The 19,288-nt window shown below is 68.6% G+C and carries 18 protein-coding genes (1 of these 18 running past the window's edge); 13 read left to right on the top strand and 5 right to left on the bottom strand.

Translation table 11 applies throughout. The annotated features are described in order from the left end of the window. Genes argJ through PKE75_RS10555 form a run of 3 tightly spaced genes read left to right on the top strand, consistent with a single transcriptional unit; the run spans position 1 to position 1,934 of the window. The gene (argJ, locus tag PKE75_RS10565; RefSeq protein WP_271168690.1) at positions 1 to 1,233 is read left to right on the top strand and encodes a bifunctional glutamate N-acetyltransferase/amino-acid acetyltransferase ArgJ; all 1,233 of its coding nucleotides are present in this window, start codon (positions 1 to 3) and stop codon (positions 1,231 to 1,233) included. A 40-nt stretch (positions 1,234 to 1,273) separates the two neighbouring features. After that, a complete protein-coding gene (locus tag PKE75_RS10560; RefSeq protein WP_271168689.1) occupies positions 1,274 to 1,693 on the top strand; it encodes a (deoxy)nucleoside triphosphate pyrophosphohydrolase in 420 nt (139 codons plus the stop codon). A 43-nt stretch (positions 1,694 to 1,736) separates the two neighbouring features. Beyond that, on the top strand, positions 1,737 to 1,934 hold the full coding sequence (locus PKE75_RS10555) for a Flp family type IVb pilin (protein WP_271168688.1): 198 nt from the start codon (positions 1,737 to 1,739) through the stop codon (positions 1,932 to 1,934). On the opposite strand, the gene PKE75_RS10550 is transcribed toward PKE75_RS10555, so the two are convergent. Together PKE75_RS10550 and PKE75_RS10545 are read right to left on the bottom strand one after the other, a co-directional pair. Further along, the gene (locus PKE75_RS10550) at positions 1,906 to 2,808 is read right to left on the bottom strand and encodes a methyltransferase domain-containing protein (protein ID WP_271168687.1); all 903 of its coding nucleotides are present in this window, start codon (positions 2,806 to 2,808) and stop codon (positions 1,906 to 1,908) included. The genes PKE75_RS10555 and PKE75_RS10550 overlap by 29 nt on opposite strands. A gap of 18 nt (positions 2,809 to 2,826) precedes the next feature. Further along, on the bottom strand, positions 2,827 to 4,065 hold the full coding sequence (locus PKE75_RS10545; protein WP_271168686.1) for an SAM-dependent methyltransferase: 1,239 nt from the start codon (positions 4,063 to 4,065) through the stop codon (positions 2,827 to 2,829). Positions 4,066 to 4,132: 67 nt separating this feature from the next. Between PKE75_RS10545 and PKE75_RS10540 the strand changes: the two genes are divergently transcribed. From PKE75_RS10540 to PKE75_RS10525, 4 genes are read left to right on the top strand one after another with little or no spacing between them, the layout of a single operon-like run. After that, entirely contained in the window at positions 4,133 to 4,915 is a 783-nt protein-coding gene (locus PKE75_RS10540; RefSeq protein WP_428979139.1) for a ComF family protein, read from the top strand. 44 nt (positions 4,916 to 4,959) lie between these two features. After that, complete coding sequence (gene grxC, locus PKE75_RS10535) at positions 4,960 to 5,217, top strand: glutaredoxin 3 (protein WP_271168684.1); 258 nt, start codon at positions 4,960 to 4,962, stop codon at positions 5,215 to 5,217. After that, a complete protein-coding gene (locus PKE75_RS10530; protein ID WP_271168683.1) occupies positions 5,214 to 6,089 on the top strand; it encodes a carbon-nitrogen hydrolase family protein in 876 nt (291 codons plus the stop codon). The genes grxC and PKE75_RS10530 overlap by 4 nt, the downstream gene beginning before the upstream one ends. A gap of 10 nt (positions 6,090 to 6,099) precedes the next feature. Then, entirely contained in the window at positions 6,100 to 6,561 is a 462-nt protein-coding gene (locus PKE75_RS10525; protein WP_271168682.1) for a DUF1178 family protein, read from the top strand. Between the two features lie 26 nt (positions 6,562 to 6,587). On the opposite strand, the gene ubiG is transcribed toward PKE75_RS10525, so the two are convergent. After that, a complete protein-coding gene (gene ubiG / locus PKE75_RS10520; protein ID WP_271169175.1) occupies positions 6,588 to 7,334 on the bottom strand; it encodes a bifunctional 2-polyprenyl-6-hydroxyphenol methylase/3-demethylubiquinol 3-O-methyltransferase UbiG in 747 nt (248 codons plus the stop codon). Positions 7,335 to 7,457: 123 nt separating this feature from the next. Here ubiG and PKE75_RS10515 point away from each other — a divergent pair, with 123 nt between their 5' ends. From PKE75_RS10515 to PKE75_RS10495, 5 genes are all read left to right on the top strand, one after another. After that, positions 7,458 to 8,711 carry an aspartate kinase gene (locus PKE75_RS10515; protein ID WP_271168681.1) on the top strand — a complete coding sequence of 418 codons (1,254 nt, stop codon included), beginning with the start codon at positions 7,458 to 7,460 and terminating at the stop codon, positions 8,709 to 8,711. 91 nt (positions 8,712 to 8,802) lie between these two features. Next, positions 8,803 to 11,076 carry a phosphoenolpyruvate--protein phosphotransferase gene (ptsP, locus tag PKE75_RS10510; protein WP_271168680.1) on the top strand — a complete coding sequence of 758 codons (2,274 nt, stop codon included), beginning with the start codon at positions 8,803 to 8,805 and terminating at the stop codon, positions 11,074 to 11,076. A gap of 32 nt (positions 11,077 to 11,108) precedes the next feature. Then, positions 11,109 to 12,161, top strand: coding sequence for a peptide chain release factor 1 (gene prfA, locus PKE75_RS10505; protein WP_428979131.1), 1,053 nt, complete (start codon positions 11,109 to 11,111; stop codon positions 12,159 to 12,161). Further along, positions 12,158 to 13,021 (top strand): peptide chain release factor N(5)-glutamine methyltransferase, encoded by an 864-nt coding sequence (gene prmC, locus PKE75_RS10500; protein WP_271168678.1) that lies wholly within the window; start codon positions 12,158 to 12,160, stop codon positions 13,019 to 13,021. The genes prfA and prmC overlap by 4 nt, the downstream gene beginning before the upstream one ends. A 371-nt stretch (positions 13,022 to 13,392) precedes the next feature. Continuing rightward, positions 13,393 to 14,322, top strand: coding sequence for a DUF4167 domain-containing protein (locus PKE75_RS10495; RefSeq protein ID WP_271168677.1), 930 nt, complete (start codon positions 13,393 to 13,395; stop codon positions 14,320 to 14,322). Between the two features lie 95 nt (positions 14,323 to 14,417). On the opposite strand, the gene PKE75_RS10490 is transcribed toward PKE75_RS10495, so the two are convergent. Continuing rightward, on the bottom strand, positions 14,418 to 15,188 hold the full coding sequence (locus PKE75_RS10490) for an MOSC domain-containing protein (RefSeq protein WP_271168676.1): 771 nt from the start codon (positions 15,186 to 15,188) through the stop codon (positions 14,418 to 14,420). 225 nt (positions 15,189 to 15,413) lie between these two features. Here PKE75_RS10490 and clpB point away from each other — a divergent pair, with 225 nt between their 5' ends. Beyond that, the gene (gene clpB / locus PKE75_RS10485; protein ID WP_271168675.1) at positions 15,414 to 18,014 is read left to right on the top strand and encodes an ATP-dependent chaperone ClpB; all 2,601 of its coding nucleotides are present in this window, start codon (positions 15,414 to 15,416) and stop codon (positions 18,012 to 18,014) included. 194 nt (positions 18,015 to 18,208) lie between these two features. Here clpB and PKE75_RS10480 read toward each other — a convergent pair whose 3' ends face one another. Further along, positions 18,209 to 19,288: the 3' portion of a M23 family metallopeptidase gene (locus PKE75_RS10480; RefSeq protein WP_271168674.1), read on the bottom strand. Its footprint extends 915 nt past the window's final position; only the last 1,080 of its 1,995 coding nucleotides appear in the window; its start codon lies off the right edge, out of view; the stop codon is at positions 18,209 to 18,211.

The raw sequence follows: 19,288 nt of genomic DNA, 5'->3' as shown, positions 1-19,288 counted from the left end.
ATGTCGATCGCCGTTTCGCCGCTCGCGCCGAAATCTCTTCCGGCGCTTCCTCCCATCGCTGGCGTCAGGATGGCGACGGCGGCGGCCGGCATCCGCTACGCCGGCCGCACCGACGTGCTGCTCGCGACCTTTACGCCGGGCGCCTCGGTCGCCGGCGTATTCACCCGCTCGCGCTGCCCGTCCGCGCCTGTCGAATGGTGCCGCGAGCGGGTCGGCGGCGGAACGATAAGGGCGCTGGTCGTCAACTCCGGCAACGCCAACGCCTTCACGGGGGCGAGCGGCCGCGCCGCGACGAGGCTCACGGCGGAGCTGGCGGCCAAGGCCGTCGGCTGTTCCGAGGACGAGGTCTTCCTCGCCTCCACCGGGGTCATAGGCGAGCCGCTCGACGCCTCGAAATTTGCGGGCGTGATGGACGGACTCGTCGCCGCGAATGCGGGAGACGGCTGGGAAGCGGCCGCCCGCGCGATCATGACGACCGACACCTTCCCCAAGCTTGCGACGCGACAGACGTCGATCGGGGGGCGGACGGTCACGATCAACGGGATTGCAAAGGGCTCGGGCATGATCGCGCCGGACATGGCGACCATGCTGTCCTTCGTGGCGACCGATGCGGCGATATCCGCCGGCGCGCTGCAGCAGATCGTTTCCAGCGCCGTCACCCGAACCTTCAACTGCGTGACGGTCGACGGAGACACCTCGACCTCCGACACGCTGCTCGCCTTCGCGACCGGTCAGGCGGGCAACACGCCGATCGCCGACCCCGCCGATCCGGCGCTCGGCGCGTTCGCGGCGGCCTTCGAGGACCTGCTCGCCGAGCTCGCCCAGCTCGTCGCGCGGGACGGCGAGGGCGCGCGCAAATTCGTCACCGTCGAGGTCGAAGGCGCGGAGAGCGACGCCTCCGCGCACAGGATCGCGCTGTCGATCGCCAACTCCCCGCTGGTGAAGACGGCGATCGCCGGCGAGGACGCCAACTGGGGCCGCGTCGTCATGGCGGTCGGCAAGGCGGGCGAGCCGGCGGACCGCGATCTTCTCACGATCCGGTTCGGGCATGTCCGCGTCGCTCATCGCGGCGCGCGCGACCCGGATTACGACGAGGCTGTCGCCTCGGCCTACATGAAGAACGAAAACATCCTGGTCGCGGTGGACATCGGCCTCGGGCGAGGGTCCGCCCGGGTCTGGACCTGCGACCTGACCGAAGGCTACATCGCGATCAACGCGGACTACCGGTCGTGACGATCTTCCTTAAACCCGTCGTTAACGTGCGCCCCCGATCATGACGGTTGCGGACGCGAGGCCAAAGCTCGTCCTGGTCGTCGCCTGCGCCCTCGTCGACGCCGACGGCCGCGTGCTCATCGCGCAGCGTCCGGAAGGCAAGACGCTGGCGGGGCTCTGGGAGTTTCCAGGCGGGAAGGTCGAGGCCGGCGAGCGTCCGGAAGAAACCTTGATCCGGGAACTGGCCGAAGAACTCGGCATCAGGGTCGAGGAGCCCTGTCTTGCTCCGCTTACCTTCGCAAGCCACGCCTACGAGACGTTCCATCTGTTGATGCCGCTTTATGTGTGCCGGCGCTGGACGGGGCTCGTGACGGGTCTTGAAGGCCAGGCGACGCGCTGGGTGCGCCCGGAACGGCTCCGCGACTTCCCGATGCCGCCGGCCGACGAGCCGCTGATCGCGCACCTCGTCGACTTGCTCTGACGCTGAAAGTCTCCTGAAACCGCGGCCTCCGCGAAGGACGAAGATGTCGAAGCAGGGCGGGCAGGCGCGGTGGATCATCCGGGCCTTCATACGAAACGAACGCGGCGCCACCGCAATCGAATACGCCATGATCGCCGTGGGGCTGGCCTGCGCCGTGGCGGCCACGGTGTTTGGAACCGGCGGTTCGCTCAACACAAACTACTACAGCAAGGTCAACGCGGCGTTTCCGGCGAACCCTTAGGCCGAACTTCTCCTTCCAGCACGCCGAGGGCGTCCGCCAGCCTCGCCTCGGCGCTGCCGGGTTTCAGCGGCTTCTGTTGATCCGGATGCGGCGCCCAGCCTGATAGCCAGATGATTTCAAACGTCGCGCGGACGCGGCCGTCGGGGTCCGAATAACGCTGCGCGTAGATGTCCAGAGCGCGCGCGAGCGTCGCGCGGCGCAGCGGCGTCCGCCGCCGTTCTACAAGGGTGTTGGTCGCGCCCCATGCGCGCAGATCCGCCATCAGCCCGAACGGGCTGTCGTAACGCACCGTGACGCGGTCGACGTCCGTGACTGGCAGGGTGAAGCCCGCACGCTGGAGCAGACCGCCGAGCGCCCTCACATCTGCGAAAGGCAGGACCCGCGGGCTGACGCCGCCCTCGATCTCGACCTCCGCGGCGGCGAAGGCGTTTCTCAGTTCGACGAGCGTGTCTCCGCCGAGCAGGGCCGCCATGAACAGCCCGTCTGGCCGGAGCGCCCGCCGGATTTGGGCGAAGACGCCCGGCAGATCGTCCACGAACTGCAGCGCGAGGCTCGAGACGACGAGATCGAGACGATCGGCCGCGAAAGGCAGGGCTTCGAGATCGCAGACCAGCGCCCCGCCGTCGCGTTCGCGGGGAGTCGCGCGGAAGGTCGTCGCGCCAGGTGCCCGGCCATCGAGAACCCTGCGGACATCCAGGCCCGGCGAAGCGAGGTCGAGCGCGACCGGGAAGACTCGCAGCGTCGCGGCCAGCCTGTCCGCGACGTCTTCTGCCACGCGCGCGCGCAGGAAATCGGGGCCGCCGCCTGAGCGCGCCGCCCGAGCGAGGCGGAGGCCGAGCGCGCGGCGGTCGATAAAGCGCAGCGGCTCGCTCATTGGTCTATGCAGCCGGGGTCATGCCGGAGGCGCCGAGACGGTCTCGCCGTCCTGCAGCCGTCGCTCGGCTTCCGTGATGTAGTCGCGGGCGAGCGGCAGCGTGTCGACGTTCTTGGTGAGCTGGATGTGGAAGACCATGTGCTTGCCGTAGCGGAAGCTGAACTCGCTGATCAGGAGATAGAACTCCCACATCCGGCAGAAGCGCTCGCCGAGCAGGGCCGCCGCCTTGTCGCGGTTGGCGGCGAAGCGGCCGCCCCAGGCGAGCAGCGTCTCTGCGTAGTGCAGCCGCCAGATCTCGACGTCCGTGACCCAGAGCTTCGCCTGCTCGATCGCCGTCATCGTCTCGGAGAGCGCTGGCGCGTAGCCGCCGGGGAAGATGTACTTCTTCACCCAGGCGCCGGTTGAGCCTGGGCCGCCCTTGCGCCCGATCGAGTGCAGCAGCGCGACGCCGTCGTCGGTCAGCAGCTGGCGCACTTTCGTGAAGAAGGGCGCGAGGTTCGCGAGCCCGACATGCTCGAACATGCCGACCGAGACGATGCGGTCGAACCGGCCCTCCACCTCCCGGTAGTCCCGCAACTCGAAGCGCACGCGGTCCGAAAGCCCGGCTTCCGCGGCGCGCTGGGTCGCGAGCGCGTGCTGCTGCGTCGACAGCGTGACGCCCAGCACCTCCACGTCGCAAGCCCGCGCCAGATAGATCGCCATCGAGCCCCAGCCGCAGCCGATGTCGAGGATCTTCTGTCCAGGCTTCAGGTCGAGCTTCGCCGCGATGTGCCTGAGCTTGTTGACCTGCGCCGCCTCAAGCGTGTCGTCCGGCGATCGGTAATAGGCGCAGGAGTAGTTGAGGCCTTCGTCGAGGAAGAGCCGGTACATCTCGTTCGACAGGTCGTAATGCGCCTCGACGTTCTTCTTGGAGCGCTTGACGTCGTTTTTGGGCGCGAGGCCGCGCAGCCGCTTCACCCACGCCCGCATGGTCTTCTGGATCGGCTGCGCGCGCAGGCTGGTGCGGTTCAGGCCGTAGAGCGTGAGCAGGTCGCGAAGCGTGCCCTGTTCGATGGTGAGCCTGCCGTCCATATAGGCCTCGCCCGTATAGAGCTCGGGCTTCAGCAGCAGCTGCCTGTGAAGCTTGGTGTCATGTAGCCGGATCGTGACGGTCGGTCCCGGTGCGCCGGCGAGCACGTGCCTCCGGCCCTTGGCGTCGATGATCGTCAGCGAACCGACGCGGATGAAGTCGCCGAGAATCTTGTTCAGCACTGGCATTGACTGCTCCGGAGCGGCATGCGGACAATCCGTTTAGTCCAGCGCGAGCCGAGTTGCGATGCTCTTCGTGGCGCCTCCGTTCATCGATCGTTTCGACGGCTGGATCGCTGGCGCGAGGCGCGCCGCGAACGTCGCGGGACGCGCCCTGCTCGATTTTGCGCTGCCGCCGCAATGCCTGGCCTGCGCCAAGCCCGTGACGGAGGCGGGCGGCCTTTGCGTGGCCTGCTGGAGCGGGCTGAGGTTGATCGAGCGGCCGTATTGCGAGCGGCTCGGCGCGCCGTTCCCGGCGGATTACGGACCCGGTCTGCTGTCGCCGGCGGCGATCGCCAATCCGCCGGCCTATGACAGGGCCCGCGCCGTCGCGCGGTTCGATGGCGCGGCTCGGGAGCTCGTCCATCGGCTGAAATACGCCGACGGCGTCCACCTCGCCAGACCGCTCGGTGCGATGATGGCGCGGGCTGGCCACGAACTGCTGACTCCCGAGACGCTCGTCCTGCCGGTCCCGCTGCATCGCGGACGGCTGTGGAGGAGGCGGTTCAACCAGGCGGCGTTGCTCGCCAGGGAGGCCGCGCGTGCGACCAAGGCCGAGCTTCGCGCCGATCTCCTCCTTCGCGTCAAGGCGACGCGGCCGCAGGTCGGGCTGACCGCAGCCCAACGAGCTGAGAACCTCGCGGGCGCCTTCCGCATCGCCGACGGAGCGGCCGCCGCGCTTCGAGGGCGGCGGGTGGTTCTGGTCGACGACGTGCTGACCACGGGCGCGACCGTCGACCGTCTGTCGCGGCTGGTCAGGCGGGCGGGCGCTAGTTCGGTCGACGTGCTGGTGTTCGCGCTTGTTGTGAAGGACGGCTGACCTTCTATATCGTCGGTGATCCGATCATCTCGCCGAGGATGCCAATGCCGTCCGTGACGATCTTCACGCGGTCCACCTGTCCCTACTGCGACATGGCTAAGGACCTGCTCGGCCGGAAAGGCGTCGTCTTCGAGGAGATCGACATCGGCCGCGATCCGGGTCGCCGGGCCGAAATGATCGAGCGGGCGGAGGGACGCACCACCGTGCCCCAAATCTTCATCGACGGCCGGCATGTCGGCGGCTGCGACGACCTATACGCCCTCGATCGAGCCGGCGGCCTCGATCCCTTGCTCGCCGCATGACGGCGACTGGCCGCACATTCGTCGCCGCCTGCGTGCAGATGCGGTCGGGCCGGACCATCTCGAAGAATGTCGACGAAGCCGCGCGGCTGGTCCGCGAGGCCGCCGACGCGGGCGCCGCCTACGTCCAGACGCCGGAGATGACCAACATTCTGGTGCGCTCCCGCGCCGAGCTGTTCGCCGCGATCATGCCGGAAGACGTCTGTCCTGCGCTTGCGGCCTTCCAGGAGCTCGCCCGCGCCACCGGCGTCTGGCTGCATATCGGGTCGCTCGCCGTAAGGCTCGAAGGCGAGCGTGCCGCCAACCGCAGCTATGTGATCGATCCGCAGGGCGAGATCGTCGCGCGCTACGACAAGATCCACATGTTCGACGTCGACCTTCCCGATGGCGAGACGTGGCGGGAATCGGAGACCTACCGCGCCGGCGAGCAGGCCGTGACCGTCCAGCTTCCCTGGGGCCGGCTCGGGCTGACCATCTGCTACGACGTGCGGTTCCCGACGCTCCACCGGGCGCTCGCGGAGAACGGCGCCGAAATTCTGGCCTCGCCTGCAGCCTTCACCAAGCAGACCGGCGCGGCGCACTGGCACGTGCTGCTGCGCGCCCGGGCGGTCGAGACCGGCTCCTTCGTGGTGGCGGCGGCGCAAGGCGGAGCGCATGAAGACGGACGCGAGACCTACGGGCACAGCCTGATCGTCGATCCCTGGGGGCGGGTGCTCGCGGAGGCCGACGACGCGCCGGGGGTCATCCTCGCCGAGATCGATCTGGCGAAGTCGCCCGAGATCCGCCGCCGCATTCCTGCGCTCGAGAACGGCAGACGCTTCGGCGTGCAGCCGCTTCCGAGCGAACCGACCGCGCTTCGCGACGTCGGCGCCTGAGCGCACGCACATGATTCGCTACGACCTGCTCTGCGACGCCGGCCATGGCTTCGACGTCTGGTTCCGCTCCTCGTCGGATTACGACGTCCAGGCGGAGCGAGGCCTGCTGTCCTGCCCGGTCTGCGGCGTTGGTCGCGTCCGCAAGGCGCTGATGGCGCCGGCGCTTTCCAGTGGCTCGACCCCGGCGGCTGACAGAGCCGAGCCGTCGGCGCCGGACGGTTCGGGAGAGGTCGCGCTTGTGCAGGAGACGGATCAGAAGCTCCGCACCCTGCTCCGCGAGCTCCGCCGGCATGTGAACGAAACCTCGGAGGACGTCGGTGAGCGCTTTCCGGAGGTCGCGCGGAAGATGCACTCGGAAGAGATCGAGCGCCGTTCGATCCGCGGCCGGGCTTCGGCCGAGGAGGCGAGAGCGCTTGTCGAGGAAGGCGTGGCGATCCAGCCGCTGCCGCAGTTTCCCGACGACGTGAACTGATCACGCCGGCTCCGCGGTCGCTCCCCTCAACCGGCTCTTGCGGCGGCGAGCGTATAGTTCACGGCGGTGTCGTCGCTCGTCCGCCAGACGTTCCTGAGCGGGTCGAACTTGATGCCCCGGAGGTCTGTGGGCTCAAGTCCTGCTCTCACGCATGCGTCGTTGAGTTCGGCCGGGGTGACGAACTTGTCGTAGGAGTGGGTTCCGCGCGGCAGCCAGCGCAGCACGTATTCAGCGCTGATGATGACGAGCGCATGGGCGGCCAGCGTCCGGTTGATCGTCGAGAACAGCGCGAGTCCGCCGGGCCGGACCAGCCGGCCGATCGTTGCGACGAAGTCCGGCGCATCGACGACGTGCTCGACCACTTCCGACGCCACAACGACATCGAACGATGCGCCTTCGGCGACGAGCGTCTCCGCCGCCGCCGCACGATAGAAAATACTGAGAGCCTGATCCCTTGCGTGGCGTTCCGCCACCGCTACGAGCTCCGGCGCGGGATCGATCCCCGTGACCTCGGCTCCTAACCGGGCGAGCGGCTCCGACAGCACGCCCGCGCCGCAGCCGACGTCGAGGACGCGCAGTCCTTCGAGCGGCCGCATGCTGCGGGCGTCGAGCGAAAACCGCGCGGAGATCGCGTCGCGGAAGATCGCGACTCGCGCCGGATTGAAGCGGTGCAGCGGCTTCATCGGGCCGTCGAGATCCCACCAGCGCGACGCGAGCGCATCGAAGCGTGCGACCTCCTCCGCGTCGAGGCTTGCGGTCGCTTTGTCGGACATCGCCATGTCGCGCCTTCCTCCGGCGTTGTGTCGGGCTCGACCCGCGGGCTATATAGCCGCGTTTTCGCCCGGCGGTTCACCCGCGGGGCGCGTCAGTAACGCCCGAAAGCCGCATTTTCCCCCATGTCCCGTATCGTCATGAAGTTCGGCGGCACGTCTGTCGCGACCGTCGAGCGCATCCGCAACGTTGCGGCGCATGTGAAGCGCGAGGTCGACGCCGGCCACGAGGTGGCTGTCGTCGTCTCGGCGATGGCGGGCGCCACCAACCAGCTCGTCGCGTGGACGCGCGAGGCTTCGCCGCTGCATGACGCGCGGGAGTATGACGCCATCGTCGCCTCCGGCGAGCAGATCACCTCGGGCCTGCTCGCGATCGTGCTGCAGAGCATGGGCGTCGCCGCCCGCTCGTTCCAGGGCTGGCAGATACCGCTGCGCACTGACGAGGCGCATGGTTCGGCCCGCATCGCCTCGATCGACGGCGAGACGCTGATCTCGCGCATGACGGACGCGCAGGTGCCGGTCATCGCTGGGTTCCAGGGCATCGCGCCGAACAACCGGATCGCAACGCTCGGACGCGGCGGCTCGGACACCAGCGCGGTCGCTGTCGCCGCCGCCGTGAACGCCGACCGATGCGACATCTATACGGATGTCGACGGGGTCTATACGACGGATCCGCGCATCGTGCCGCAGGCGCGCCGGCTGGACCGCATCGCGTTCGAGGAGATGCTGGAGATGGCGTCGCTCGGCGCCAAGGTTCTCCAAGTGCGCTCCGTCGAGATGGCTATGGTGCACAAGGTGCGCGTGTTCGTACGGTCGAGCTTCGACGCGCCGGACGCTCCCCAGGGTCAGGCGGGCGGTCTTCCGCCCGGAACTCTCATCTGCGACGAGGACGAGATCGTGGAACATCAGGTCGTCACTGGCATCGCCTACACCAAGGACGAAGCGCAGATCACCCTGCGCCGCGTCCAGGACCGTCCCGGCGTCGCAGCCGGCGTTTTCGGGCCGCTGGCGGACGCCGCGATCAATGTCGACATGATCGTCCAGAACATCTCCGAGGACGGCAAGACGACGGACATCACCTTCACGCTGCCGACCTCCGACCAGCCGCGCGCGCTCGAAATCCTGAACGCCAAGCAGAACGAGATCGGTTTCGCCGCCCTCAACACCGAGGCTGACGCCTGCAAGGTCTCGGTGATCGGCATCGGCATGCGCAGCCACGCCGGCGTCGCGGCGCAAGCCTTCGAGGCGCTGGCGAAGCGCGGCGTCAACATCCGTGCGATCACGACGTCGGAGATCAAGATCTCGGTGCTGATCGACACGGCCTATGCCGAACTTGCCGTCAGAACGCTGCATTCGGTATACGGGCTCGACAAGGCCTGACGCGGCGGGCCTTTCGGGCGGGCGACCGCGGGTCACACTCAGCAGACGCGAATGAACGCGGGGGAACGTCCCCCGATCCGGAGAGCGGAAGATGCGAGGCGCGTATGGCGGCCCGCGCGTGCTTTTGCGCCGGCTGCGCGAGGTCATGGCGGAGCCGGTTACGGCCCAGGAGCGCCTCGACCGCATTGTCTTCCTGATCGCGGGCAACATGGTCGCCGAGGTCTGCTCGGTCTATGTGCTGCGCGCGGGCGGCGACCTTGAGCTCTACGCCACCGAAGGCCTCAACCGCTCGGCCGTCCACAGGACGTTGATGCGCAAGGGCGAGGGCCTCGTCGGCCTCGTCGCGGACGAGGCCGAGCCGGTCAATCTCTCGGACGCGCAGTCGCATCCCTCCTTCTCCTACAAGCCGGAGACGGGCGAAGAGATCTATCACTCGTTCCTTGGCGTCCCGATCCTGCGGTCGGGCAACACGCTCGGCGTGCTCGTCGTCCAGAACAAGTCGCACCGGACTTATTCGGACGAGGAGATCGAGGCGCTCCAGACCACCGCCATGGTGATCGCCGAGATGATCGCGAGCGGCGAGCTCGCCGGCCCCGAAGATCCTGGACCGATCGGAAATCGGCCGGCGCACGCGACCGGAGTGGCTTTGTCGGAGGGCATCGGTCTCGGCCATGTCGTGCTGCACGAGCCGCGGGTCGTCGTGAAGAAGCTGATCGCAGAGGATTCCGCGACCGAACTGCAGCGGCTTGAATCGGCGCTCGCGGGGCTGCGCGCGTCGCTCGACGTGTTGATCGATGACGGCGACGTCGCCAGGGCCGGCGAGCACCGCGACGTGCTCGAGGCCTTTCGCATGTTCGCCAATGACCGGGGCTGGGGGCGGCGTCTGCAGGAGGCTGTCCTGACGGGCCTGACCGCTGAGGCGGCGGTTGAGCGCGTTCAATCGGACACCCGCGCGCGGATGCAGCGACAGACCGATCCCTATCTCCGTGAGCGGCTGCACGATCTCGACGATCTCGCGAACCGCCTGCTTCGCGAATTGGTGTCGCCCGGCAAGGGCATGGCGCCTGAGATGAAGGAGCTGCCGGAGAACGCGATCGTGGTCGCGCGCTCGATGGGTCCCGCGGCGTTGCTTGACTATGATCGCACCCGCCTTCGCGGCCTTGTTCTGGAGGAGGGGTCGGCTTCGAGCCATGTGGTGATCGTGGCGCGGGCGCTCGGCATTGCGGCGGTCGGCCAGATCGAGAACGCCACCGGTCTCGTCGAGAGCGGCGACGCCATCATCGTGGACGGCGTCTCCGGCGACATCCATATCCGCCCGCCCGGCGACGTCGAGCGCTCCTACGTCGACAAGGTCCGGTTCCGGGCCCGCAAGCAGGAGCAGTATCGCGCGTTGCGCGACCGGCCGTCGAAGACGCGCGACGGCGCCGACGTCGCGCTAATGCTGAACGCCGGCCTGCTCGTCGACCTGCCTCACATCCGGGAGACCGGCGCGGCCGGCGTCGGCCTGTTCCGCACCGAGCTGCAGTTCATGGTCGCGTCATCGATGCCGCGCACGGCCGCTCAGCAGCAGCTTTACCGCGCGGTGCTGGACGCAGCTGACGGCAAGCCTGTGACCTTCCGCACGCTGGACGTCGGCGGCGACAAGATTCTTCCCTACATGCGGGCCGAGGCCGAGGAAAATCCGGCGCTCGGCTGGCGTGCGATCAGGCTTGGTCTCGATCGGCCGGCGCTGCTGCGCACCCAGATCAGGGCGCTGCTGAACGCCGCCGGCGGCCGGGATCTGCGGATCATGTTTCCGATGGTCGCGTGTGTCTCGGAATTCGACGCAGCCCGCGATTTCGTGCGGAAGGAGCACGCCAGGCTTGTGAAGCACGGCCATCCGCTGCCGTCCTCGCTCCAGCTCGGCGTCATGATCGAGGTGCCGTCGCTGCTTTTCCAGCTCGACGAGATCCTTGCGCGCGCCGATTTCGTCTCGGTCGGCTCGAACGACCTGATGCAGTTCCTGTTCGCAGTCGACCGCGGCAACGCGCGCGTCGCGACGCGGTTCGACCCGTTGAGCCCCGGTTTTCTCCGCGCGCTCGCTCACGTCGTCGGGAGGGCGCGGGAAGCCGGCACGCCTGTGACGCTGTGCGGCGAAATCGGTTCACGCCCGCTCGAGGCGATGGCGCTTCTCGGGATCGGCTATCGGTCGCTGTCGATGTCGCCGGCCTCGATCGGACCCGTCAAGGCCGCTCTGCTCGACGCTGATGCGGCGGAGCTCGCGGCGTTCATCGAGCCGTTGCTGGCGCGCGCCGACGGCGCCTGCTCGATCCGCCCGGAATTGAAGGCCTTCGCCGCCAAGCGAGGACTGCAGGTCGAGCCGTGAGCCCCGGACTTCCAGCGGACCGACTCGATTCCGTGCTCGAACGCTTTGCGGCGGTCGAACACGCGCTCGGGCAGACGACTGAAGGCGACGCGCTCGCGCGGCTCGGGCGTGAACGCGCCGAGCTTGAGCCCGTCGTCGAGGCCATCAACGCGCTCCGGGCGACGGAGACGGAGATCGCGGACCTCGACGGGCTGATCGGCGACGCGGGCTCCGACGCTGAGATGCGGGCGCTCGCCGAGGCCGAGCGGGAGGAGGCCCGCGCGCGGCGCAACGCGGCCGTCGAGGCGTTGCAGATCGAACTGCTGCCGAAAGATGCCGCCGACGCCCGCGGCGTCATTCTCGAGGTGCGCGCGGGCACGGGAGGGGACGAGGCCGCGCTGTTCGCGGGCGCACTGTTCCGGATGTATCAGCGATACGCCGAGGCGCAGGGCTGGCGGGTCGAGATCCTCAGCGTCAGCGAAGGCGCGGTCGGCGGCTTCAAGGAGATCATCGCCCAGATCGACGGTGCGAACGTCTACGCTCGGCTTAAGTTCGAATCAGGCGTCCACCGCGTCCAGCGGGTGCCGGCGACGGAGGGCTCCGGCCGCATCCACACCTCGGCTGCGACAGTGGCGGTGCTTCCCGAGGCCGAAGAGGTCGACGTCGAACTCGACGAGTCCGAGCTTCGCTTCGACGTGTTCCGCGCGTCCGGGGCCGGCGGGCAGCACGTGAACAAGACGGAATCGGCGGTGCGGATAACGCATCTGCCGACAGGAATAGCCGTCGCGGTACAGGACGAGCGCTCCCAGCACCGCAATAAGGCGCGCGCGCTCGGACTGCTGCGCGCCAAGCTGTTCGACATCGAGCGCGAGCGCCTCGACGGCGCGCGAGCCGACGCAAGGCGTGGGCAGGTCGGCTCCGGCGACAGGTCCGAACGCATCCGCACCTACAATTTCCCGCAAGGCCGGGTCACCGATCACCGCATCGGCCTGACGCTCTACAAGCTCGACGCCGTTATGGAGGGCGCCGCTCTCGGCGAGATCGTCGACGCGCTGTCCGCCGAGCAGCGCGCCCGTCTGCTCGCAGCCGAAGACGCCGCGGCGTGACGCGGCGCGAAGCGGTCCGCCGGGCCGCGGCGCGGCTGGCGGCGGCCGACGTCGCCAGTCCCCAACTCGACGCCCGTCTGCTGGCGCTGGAGGCGTTCGGAATCGACCACGCCATACTGCTCGCCGATGGAAACGTGCCGATTGCCCTGGGCGATTCCGACTGTCTCGATAGGCTGGTCGAGAGGCGGATCGCGGGCGAACCGGTTGCCCGCATCACGGGCCGGCGTGAGTTCTGGGGGCTGGACTTCGCGCTGGCGCCCGAGACCCTTGTCCCGCGACCAGACACCGAGACGGTGGTGGAAGCGGCGCTCGCCGAAGTCGGCGACCCGGATCGTCCGCTTCGGGTTCTCGACCTCGGAACGGGCAGCGGATGCCTGCTCCTCGCCGTGATGAGCGAACTTCCGGAAGCGTTCGGGGTGGGCGTCGATCTTTCGCCCGTCGCCGCGGCGACGGCGCGAGCGAATGCGCAGGCGCTTGGTCTTGGCGGCCGAACCGGGTTCGTGGTCGGCGACTGGTCGGCGTCGATCAGCGGCTCTTTCGACCTTGTGGTGTCGAACCCGCCCTACATCGTCAGCGGCGAAATAGCCGAGCTCGACAAGGACGTTCGCGACCACGATCCCAGACTTGCGCTCGACGGCGGACCGGATGGTCTGCACCACTACCGCGAAATCCTTGGCCAGGCGGCCCCGCTGTTGTCGCCGGGCGCGGCGATGGTTCTCGAGCTCGGCGCCGGGCAGGGGCCGGAGGTGTCCGGATTGGCGCTCGATGCAGGTCTCAAGATCCGCCGTATCGTTCCCGACCTCGCCGGGGTTCCCCGCGCCTTGGTGGCGGGGCGCGGACCGATGTCGGGTAATCGGTAAAAAAGCCTTGGAATCTCCGGGGGCGATGTCTATGTTCGTAACAGGAATCGTCTGACGCCCGCTCGATCCTCACGAGGCGAGCCAGTGAGCGACGGATGAATGGTTTCGGGACGTTCGCCGGTTTCGACAGACGGTCGCGGTGGGCTCCGAAAGATCGACGCAAAGCTTCGATCAAGCCGGATCTCCTCTCGGAGCTTTACGCTCCGGTGAGGGAGAAGCGCGACGCTCGGGTTTCGGGCGGCTGAGAGGCCGGCGAACCTCGGCCGCTGCGCCCGGCGGATCGGTCACGCGCGATCGCTCCCGGTCTTAGGGCCATCACAGCAAGACGAGTGTTGATCTTGAACCCTATGAGGCAAGGACAGTCGAAGCGGATGCGTGGGCGCAGCCGTGGCGGCGGTGGTGGTGGCGGCGGTAACGGCGGCGGCGGCGGTGGCGGCAAGGGCCCGAACCCGCTGACCCGGTCCTACGAGTCCAACGGGCCGGATGTGAAGATTCGGGGCACGGCCGGCACGATCGCCGACAAGTACGTGCAACTGTCCCGGGACGCGCTGACCTCGGGCGATCCGGTCGCGGCGGAGAATTATCTCCAGCACGCCGAGCATTATTACCGGCTGCTGGCCGCCGCCCAGGCGCAGTACCAGCCGAACCAGACCTTCGTGCGCGCCGACTCCGAAGATTATAACGACGGCGAGTACGACGAGGACAATCCGGACGCCGGCGAGCCGAACGGCCAAGCCTATATGCAGCAGAATGCGGCGGCCCAGCAGAATGCTGGCGGGCAGCCCAATCAGCAGCGCTTCAACGGCAACAACAACAACAATCAGCAGCGGCCGAACGCCTACAGTCAGAACGGTCGCGACGGCGAGCAGCGGCGGCCGGATCGCAACGACAGGCCGCGGCAGGACAGCCGTCCCGAGCGCGCAGATCGGGCGGACAACCGCAACGATCGCCCTCAGGAACGCAGCGATCGCAACGACCGCGCGCCGCGCCCGGAGCGGACCGACGAGCAGCCGTTCATCGGCGATCTGCCGGCCTTCATCACCGGTGAGCCAGCTCCGGCGCGCCCCGCGCCCGAGGCTCCGGCGTTCGCTCCGGCCCCGGTCTCGCCCGCTCCGGCGATCACGAGCGAGCCCGACGCCGCTCCGGCGGCTGAGGCCGACGCGATGAACGAGGACGGGACGAAGGCTCCCGCGCCGCGTGGTCGGCGGCGTCGCTACGGTCGGTTCGGCCGCGGGGCCGCGGGCGAAGAGGGCGGCGCGGACGACGCGCCGGCGCCGACGCCCGAGCCCGCCTCGGAGTGAACGCATCGGCGACGCCGGTTAATCCGGGATGATTCCGGGTTAATCCGGCGGGTGTTTGATGAAAGCCGGAGCGCTCGCCGCTCCGGCTTTTTTCGTCAGACGAGCGCGACCGGCGCGCCGACCTCGATCAGGCCGCCAGCGACGACCTCGCCATAGACGCCGCAATCGGCGTGGCCGAGCGTCTTCATGAGCGTCGCGGGAATCTTCATGTCGCGCTCGGCCGTGACCGGGTCGACGTTGGTCGCCGCGCAGCGGACCGTCCGTTTGACGATCTTCATCCGGACGGCGCCGACGATGAGCTCCCGACCGACCCAGTCGAGCTCCTCCCAAGGCCCGAAGCCTTCGATCTCGATGTTGCCGCGGAACCGCAGCGGATCAACCGGTCGTCCGACCATGTCCTCGACGGCGGCGACGCTCGCGCGGTTGATGATCGAGACCACCCCGAGCGCGGTGTCGGAGAAGGTGTGCTCGCCGGGCGCGGGCAGAACCTTGAGCGGCCCGTTCAGCTCCTCTCCCATGAACTCGGAAAACCACGCCCCGACGGCCCGCCTGCCGTCGTCCGACCGGAGGTCGGCCTCGAGCGCCACCTCGCCGTCGCGGCGGACGGTCAGAAGACCGGAGGCCGGATCGAACGAGGTCGCCAGGCTCGCGAGCCGCTCGTTCTTCATCAGGCAGAGAAACTTGAACTTCGGGATGAAGGCCGGGCTTTCCGGATCGAAACCGGAGGGGCCGTTCTCGATGGCGAAGGCGCGGTCGCCCTCGATCTGCTTTCCGGCCTCGACCGCGACCGCCGAAAGCGGTTCCGGCGATAGCCCCTTCACAGGGAAACGGCGCAGGGCGACGATGCGGCCGGTGGGATGAGTCATGGACCTCTTGACCGATATCAATGTTTTGCACTCGGGAGGAGGTAGCTTCCCCTTCCGTGGCGAAATGGCAACACCCATATCGTCGCTGGGGAGGCCGCCAGACGGGGCCTTCCAGCCGCCCCACGGGGCGGTTCGTCATGGAGGCGCTGACCGGCGAGCGATCGCCGGCCGCGGAGGCCGGTCAACGGCAGCGGCGACGTCGGCGCGCTCGAAAGGGGAGTGGGCATGAATCCGGAAATCTACACCGAACGCGTTCGCGGCTTTCTTCAGGCCGCCCAGACCGCGGCGACCAACGCAGGCCATCAGCAGCTTCTGCCGGAGCATGTGCTGAAGGTGCTGCTCGACGATCCGGAAGGCCTTGCCTCCGGACTGATCGACCGTGCGGGCGGCCGCTCGGCGGACGCGCGCGCCGCCGTCGAAGCGTCGCTTCGCAAGGTCGCCAAGGTCGGCGGCTCGGGCGCCGGCAATCTCTATCTCGCGCCCGCCACCGCGCGGGTCTTCACCACCGCCGAGGATCTGGCGAAGAAGGCGGGCGACCAGTTCGTCACCGCCGAGCGCCTGCTCACCGCCTTCGCGGTCGAGAAGGATTCGGAGGCCGGCAAGGCGCTGGCCGCCGCCGGCGTCACCGCGCAGTCGCTGAACACGGCGATCGAGGAGCTCCGCAAGGGCCGCACCGCGGATTCGGCGACGGCCGAGAACAGCTATGACGCGCTGAAGAAATACGCCCGCGACCTCACCGAGGTGGCGCGCGACGGCAAGCTCGATCCGGTGATCGGCCGCGACGAGGAGATCCGCCGCACGATCCAGGTGCTGTCGCGCCGCACCAAGAACAACCCGGTGCTGATCGGCGAGCCCGGCGTCGGCAAGACGGCGATCGTCGAGGGGCTCGCGCTTCGGATCGTCAATGGCGACGTGCCCGAGTCTCTCAAGGACAAACGGCTGCTCGCCCTCGACCTCGGCGCGCTGATCGCGGGCGCGAAGTATCGCGGCGAATTCGAGGAGCGCCTGAAGGCCGTGCTCTCCGAGGTCACCGCGGCGGCCGGCGGCGTCATCCTGTTCATCGACGAGATGCACACGCTGGTCGGCGCGGGAAAGGCCGACGGGGCGATGGACGCCTCCAATCTGCTGAAGCCCGCGCTCGCGCGCGGCGAGCTGCACTGCGTCGGCGCGACCACGCTCGAGGAGTACCGCAAGCACGTCGAGAAGGACGCGGCGCTCGCCCGTCGCTTCCAGCCGGTGTTCGTCTCCGAGCCGACCGTCGAGGACACGATCTCGATCCTGCGCGGCATCAAGGAGAAGTATGAGCTGCACCACGGCGTGCGGATCGCCGACTCGGCGCTCGTCGCCGCGGCGACGCTGTCGAACCGCTACATCACGGACCGCTTCCTTCCCGACAAGGCGATCGACCTCGTCGACGAGGCCTCCGCGCGGTTGCGCATGCAGGTCGATTCGAAGCCCGAGGCGCTCGACGAGCTCGACCGGCGCATCATCCAGCTCAAGATCGAGCGGGAGGCGCTGAAGAAGGAGACCGACGACGCCTCCAAGGACCGGCTCGTGCGGCTCGAGGAGGAGCTCGCAAATCTTCAGGAGGAGGCCGACGGCCTCACGGCCCGCTGGCAGACCGAGAAGGACAAGCTCGGCCGCGCCCAGAAGCTGAAGGAGAACCTCGACCAGGCCCGCATCGAGCTCGAGCAGGCGCAACGGCAGGGCAACCTCGCCCGCGCCGGCGAGCTCGCCTATGGCGTGATCCCGAAGCTCGAGAGCGAGCTCAAGGAGACCGAGGCCGCCGAGGCGGGGGCCGGCTCTATGGTCGAGGAGGTCGTGACCGCGGACCGCATCGCCCAGATCGTGTCGCGCTGGACCGGCGTGCCGGTCGACCGGATGCTCGAGGGCGAGCGCGCCAAGCTGCTCCGCATGGAGGACGAACTGGCGAAGCGCGTGGTGGGCCAAGGCGAGGCGGTGCAGGCGGTCTCGACCGCGGTGCGCCGGGCGAGGGCTGGTCTCCAGGACCCGAACCGGCCGATCGGCTCCTTCATGTTTCTGGGGCCGACCGGCGTCGGCAAGACCGAGCTGACCAAGGCGCTCGCGTCGTTCCTGTTCGACGACGACCAGGCGATGGTGCGCATCGACATGTCGGAATACATGGAGAAGCACTCCGTCAGCAGGCTGATCGGCGCGCCTCCCGGCTATGTCGGCTACGAGGAGGGCGGCGCGCTGACCGAGGCCGTCCGGCGCCGGCCCTATCAGGTCGTGCTGTTCGACGAGATCGAGAAGGCGCATCCGGATGTGTTCAACATCCTGCTGCAGGTTCTCGACGACGGCCGGCTGACCGACGGGCAGGGGCGCACCGTCGACTTCCGCAACGTGCTGCTGATCATGACCTCAAACCTCGGGTCCGAGTATCTGGTCAACCAGCCCGAGGGCGAGGACACCGACGCCGTGCGCGATCAGGTGATGGCCGTGGTGCGTCAGCACTTCCGGCCGGAGTTCCTGAACCGGGTCGACGACATCGTGCTGTTCCACCGCCTGAAGCGGGACCAGATGGGCGCGATCGTGGACATCCAGCTCCAGCGGCTGAAGACCCTGCTCGACGACCGCAAGATCACGCTCGACCTCGACGACAGCGCGCGCCTCTGGCTCGCCGAGAAGGGCTACGACCCGGCCTACGGGGCGCGGCCGCTGAAGCGGGTGATTCAGAAATACGTGCAGGATCCGCTCGCGGAGGCGATCCTGTCCGGCGCGATCAAGGACGGCGAGCGCGTGCCCGTGACGGCGACGGGCTCCGGGCTGGTCGTCGGGCGGCGGACCGTGTCGGCCGCCGCGTGACGAACAAGACGGGCGGCCCAAGGGCCGCCCGTTTTCATTCGAAACAACCCCGCCGTCGTCCTCCGGCCTGACCGGAGGACCCATGTTTCCCGCAGCGCTCGACGCCCGAGATGGGTGGTCCGGTCGAGCCGGACCACGACGGCGCTGTGGTTTGAGACGGTGAACGTGTCGGCGCTTTGTTTTGCGGGGGCGGCCTAGCCGCCGTTGTCCGTTCCGCCCGCCTTCGCGGCGGTGGTCGGCCCGCGGCCGAGAAGGCCGTCGATGCGCTCGCGCTCCTTCTCGAAGGCGGCGAGGGTTTCGCCGTCGAGTTCGCGGCCGCGCGGGAGCTTGATCGTCATAGGGTTCACGAAGCGGCCGTTGATCAGCACCTCGTAGTGGAGATGCGATCCGGTCGACAGGCCGGTCGAGCCGACGAAGCCGACGATCTGACCCTGCTTGACCGTGGCGCCGGGGGCGACGCCGCGGCCGATGCCGGACATGTGGTTGTAGGTGGTCTCGTAGCCGTTCGAGTGCTGCAGGCGGACCTGGCGGCCGTAGCCGTTGACCCAGCCGGCCTTCTCGACCGTGCCGTTGCCCGAGGCCACGATCGGCGTGCCGGTGGGGGCGGCCCAGTCGACGCCGGTGTGCATCTTGGAGTAGCCGAGCACCGGATGGCGGCGGAAGCCGAAGCCGGAGCGCATGACGCCGCCGTTCATCGGCTTGCGCATCAGGAACTTTTTCGCCGACTTGCCGGCGTCGTCGTAATAGTCGGTGAAGCCGTCGTCCTCGGTCTCGAAGCGATAGAAGCGGCGCTGCTCGCCGCCGATCCTGAGCGACATGAAGGCGACCTCGCCGTCGCCGCCCGGCTCGTTCGGATCGCAGTAGAACACCTCGAAATCGTCGGTCGGGCCGACCGGCTTGTTGAAGTCGATGTCGTAGGCGACGATCCGCACCATCTCGTCGATGACCGGCTTCGGCACGCTGTTGCGCAGCGCGGCTTCGTAAAGGCCGTTGTAGAGCCGCATCCGGCCGCCGCCGGCGGCCGCGGGCTCCGCGTCGTCGCCGCCGTCCTCGTCGCCGACCGGTTCGTCGGAGAGGTCGCTGAGCTCGGCCACCGCCACATAGTCGCCCATGTCGGACAGCGCGACCGAGCCGATATGGCCTCCCTCCGCGTCGAGCAGGCTGACGCGCACCGGTTGGAGACGGTTGAGGCCCGGCGCCGCCGAGCGGCCCATCAGCACGCGAAGCCGCTGGCCCGCCATCACCGAGGCGATTCCATAGCCGTCGCGACCCGC

It is taken from the genome of Hansschlegelia plantiphila, assembly GCF_027922265.1.
GTDB classification, from domain to species: domain Bacteria; phylum Pseudomonadota; class Alphaproteobacteria; order Rhizobiales; family Methylopilaceae; genus Methylopila; species Methylopila plantiphila.
Note: the sequence above shows the minus strand (reverse complement) of the source record. Positions and strands in the feature narration are given on the sequence as shown.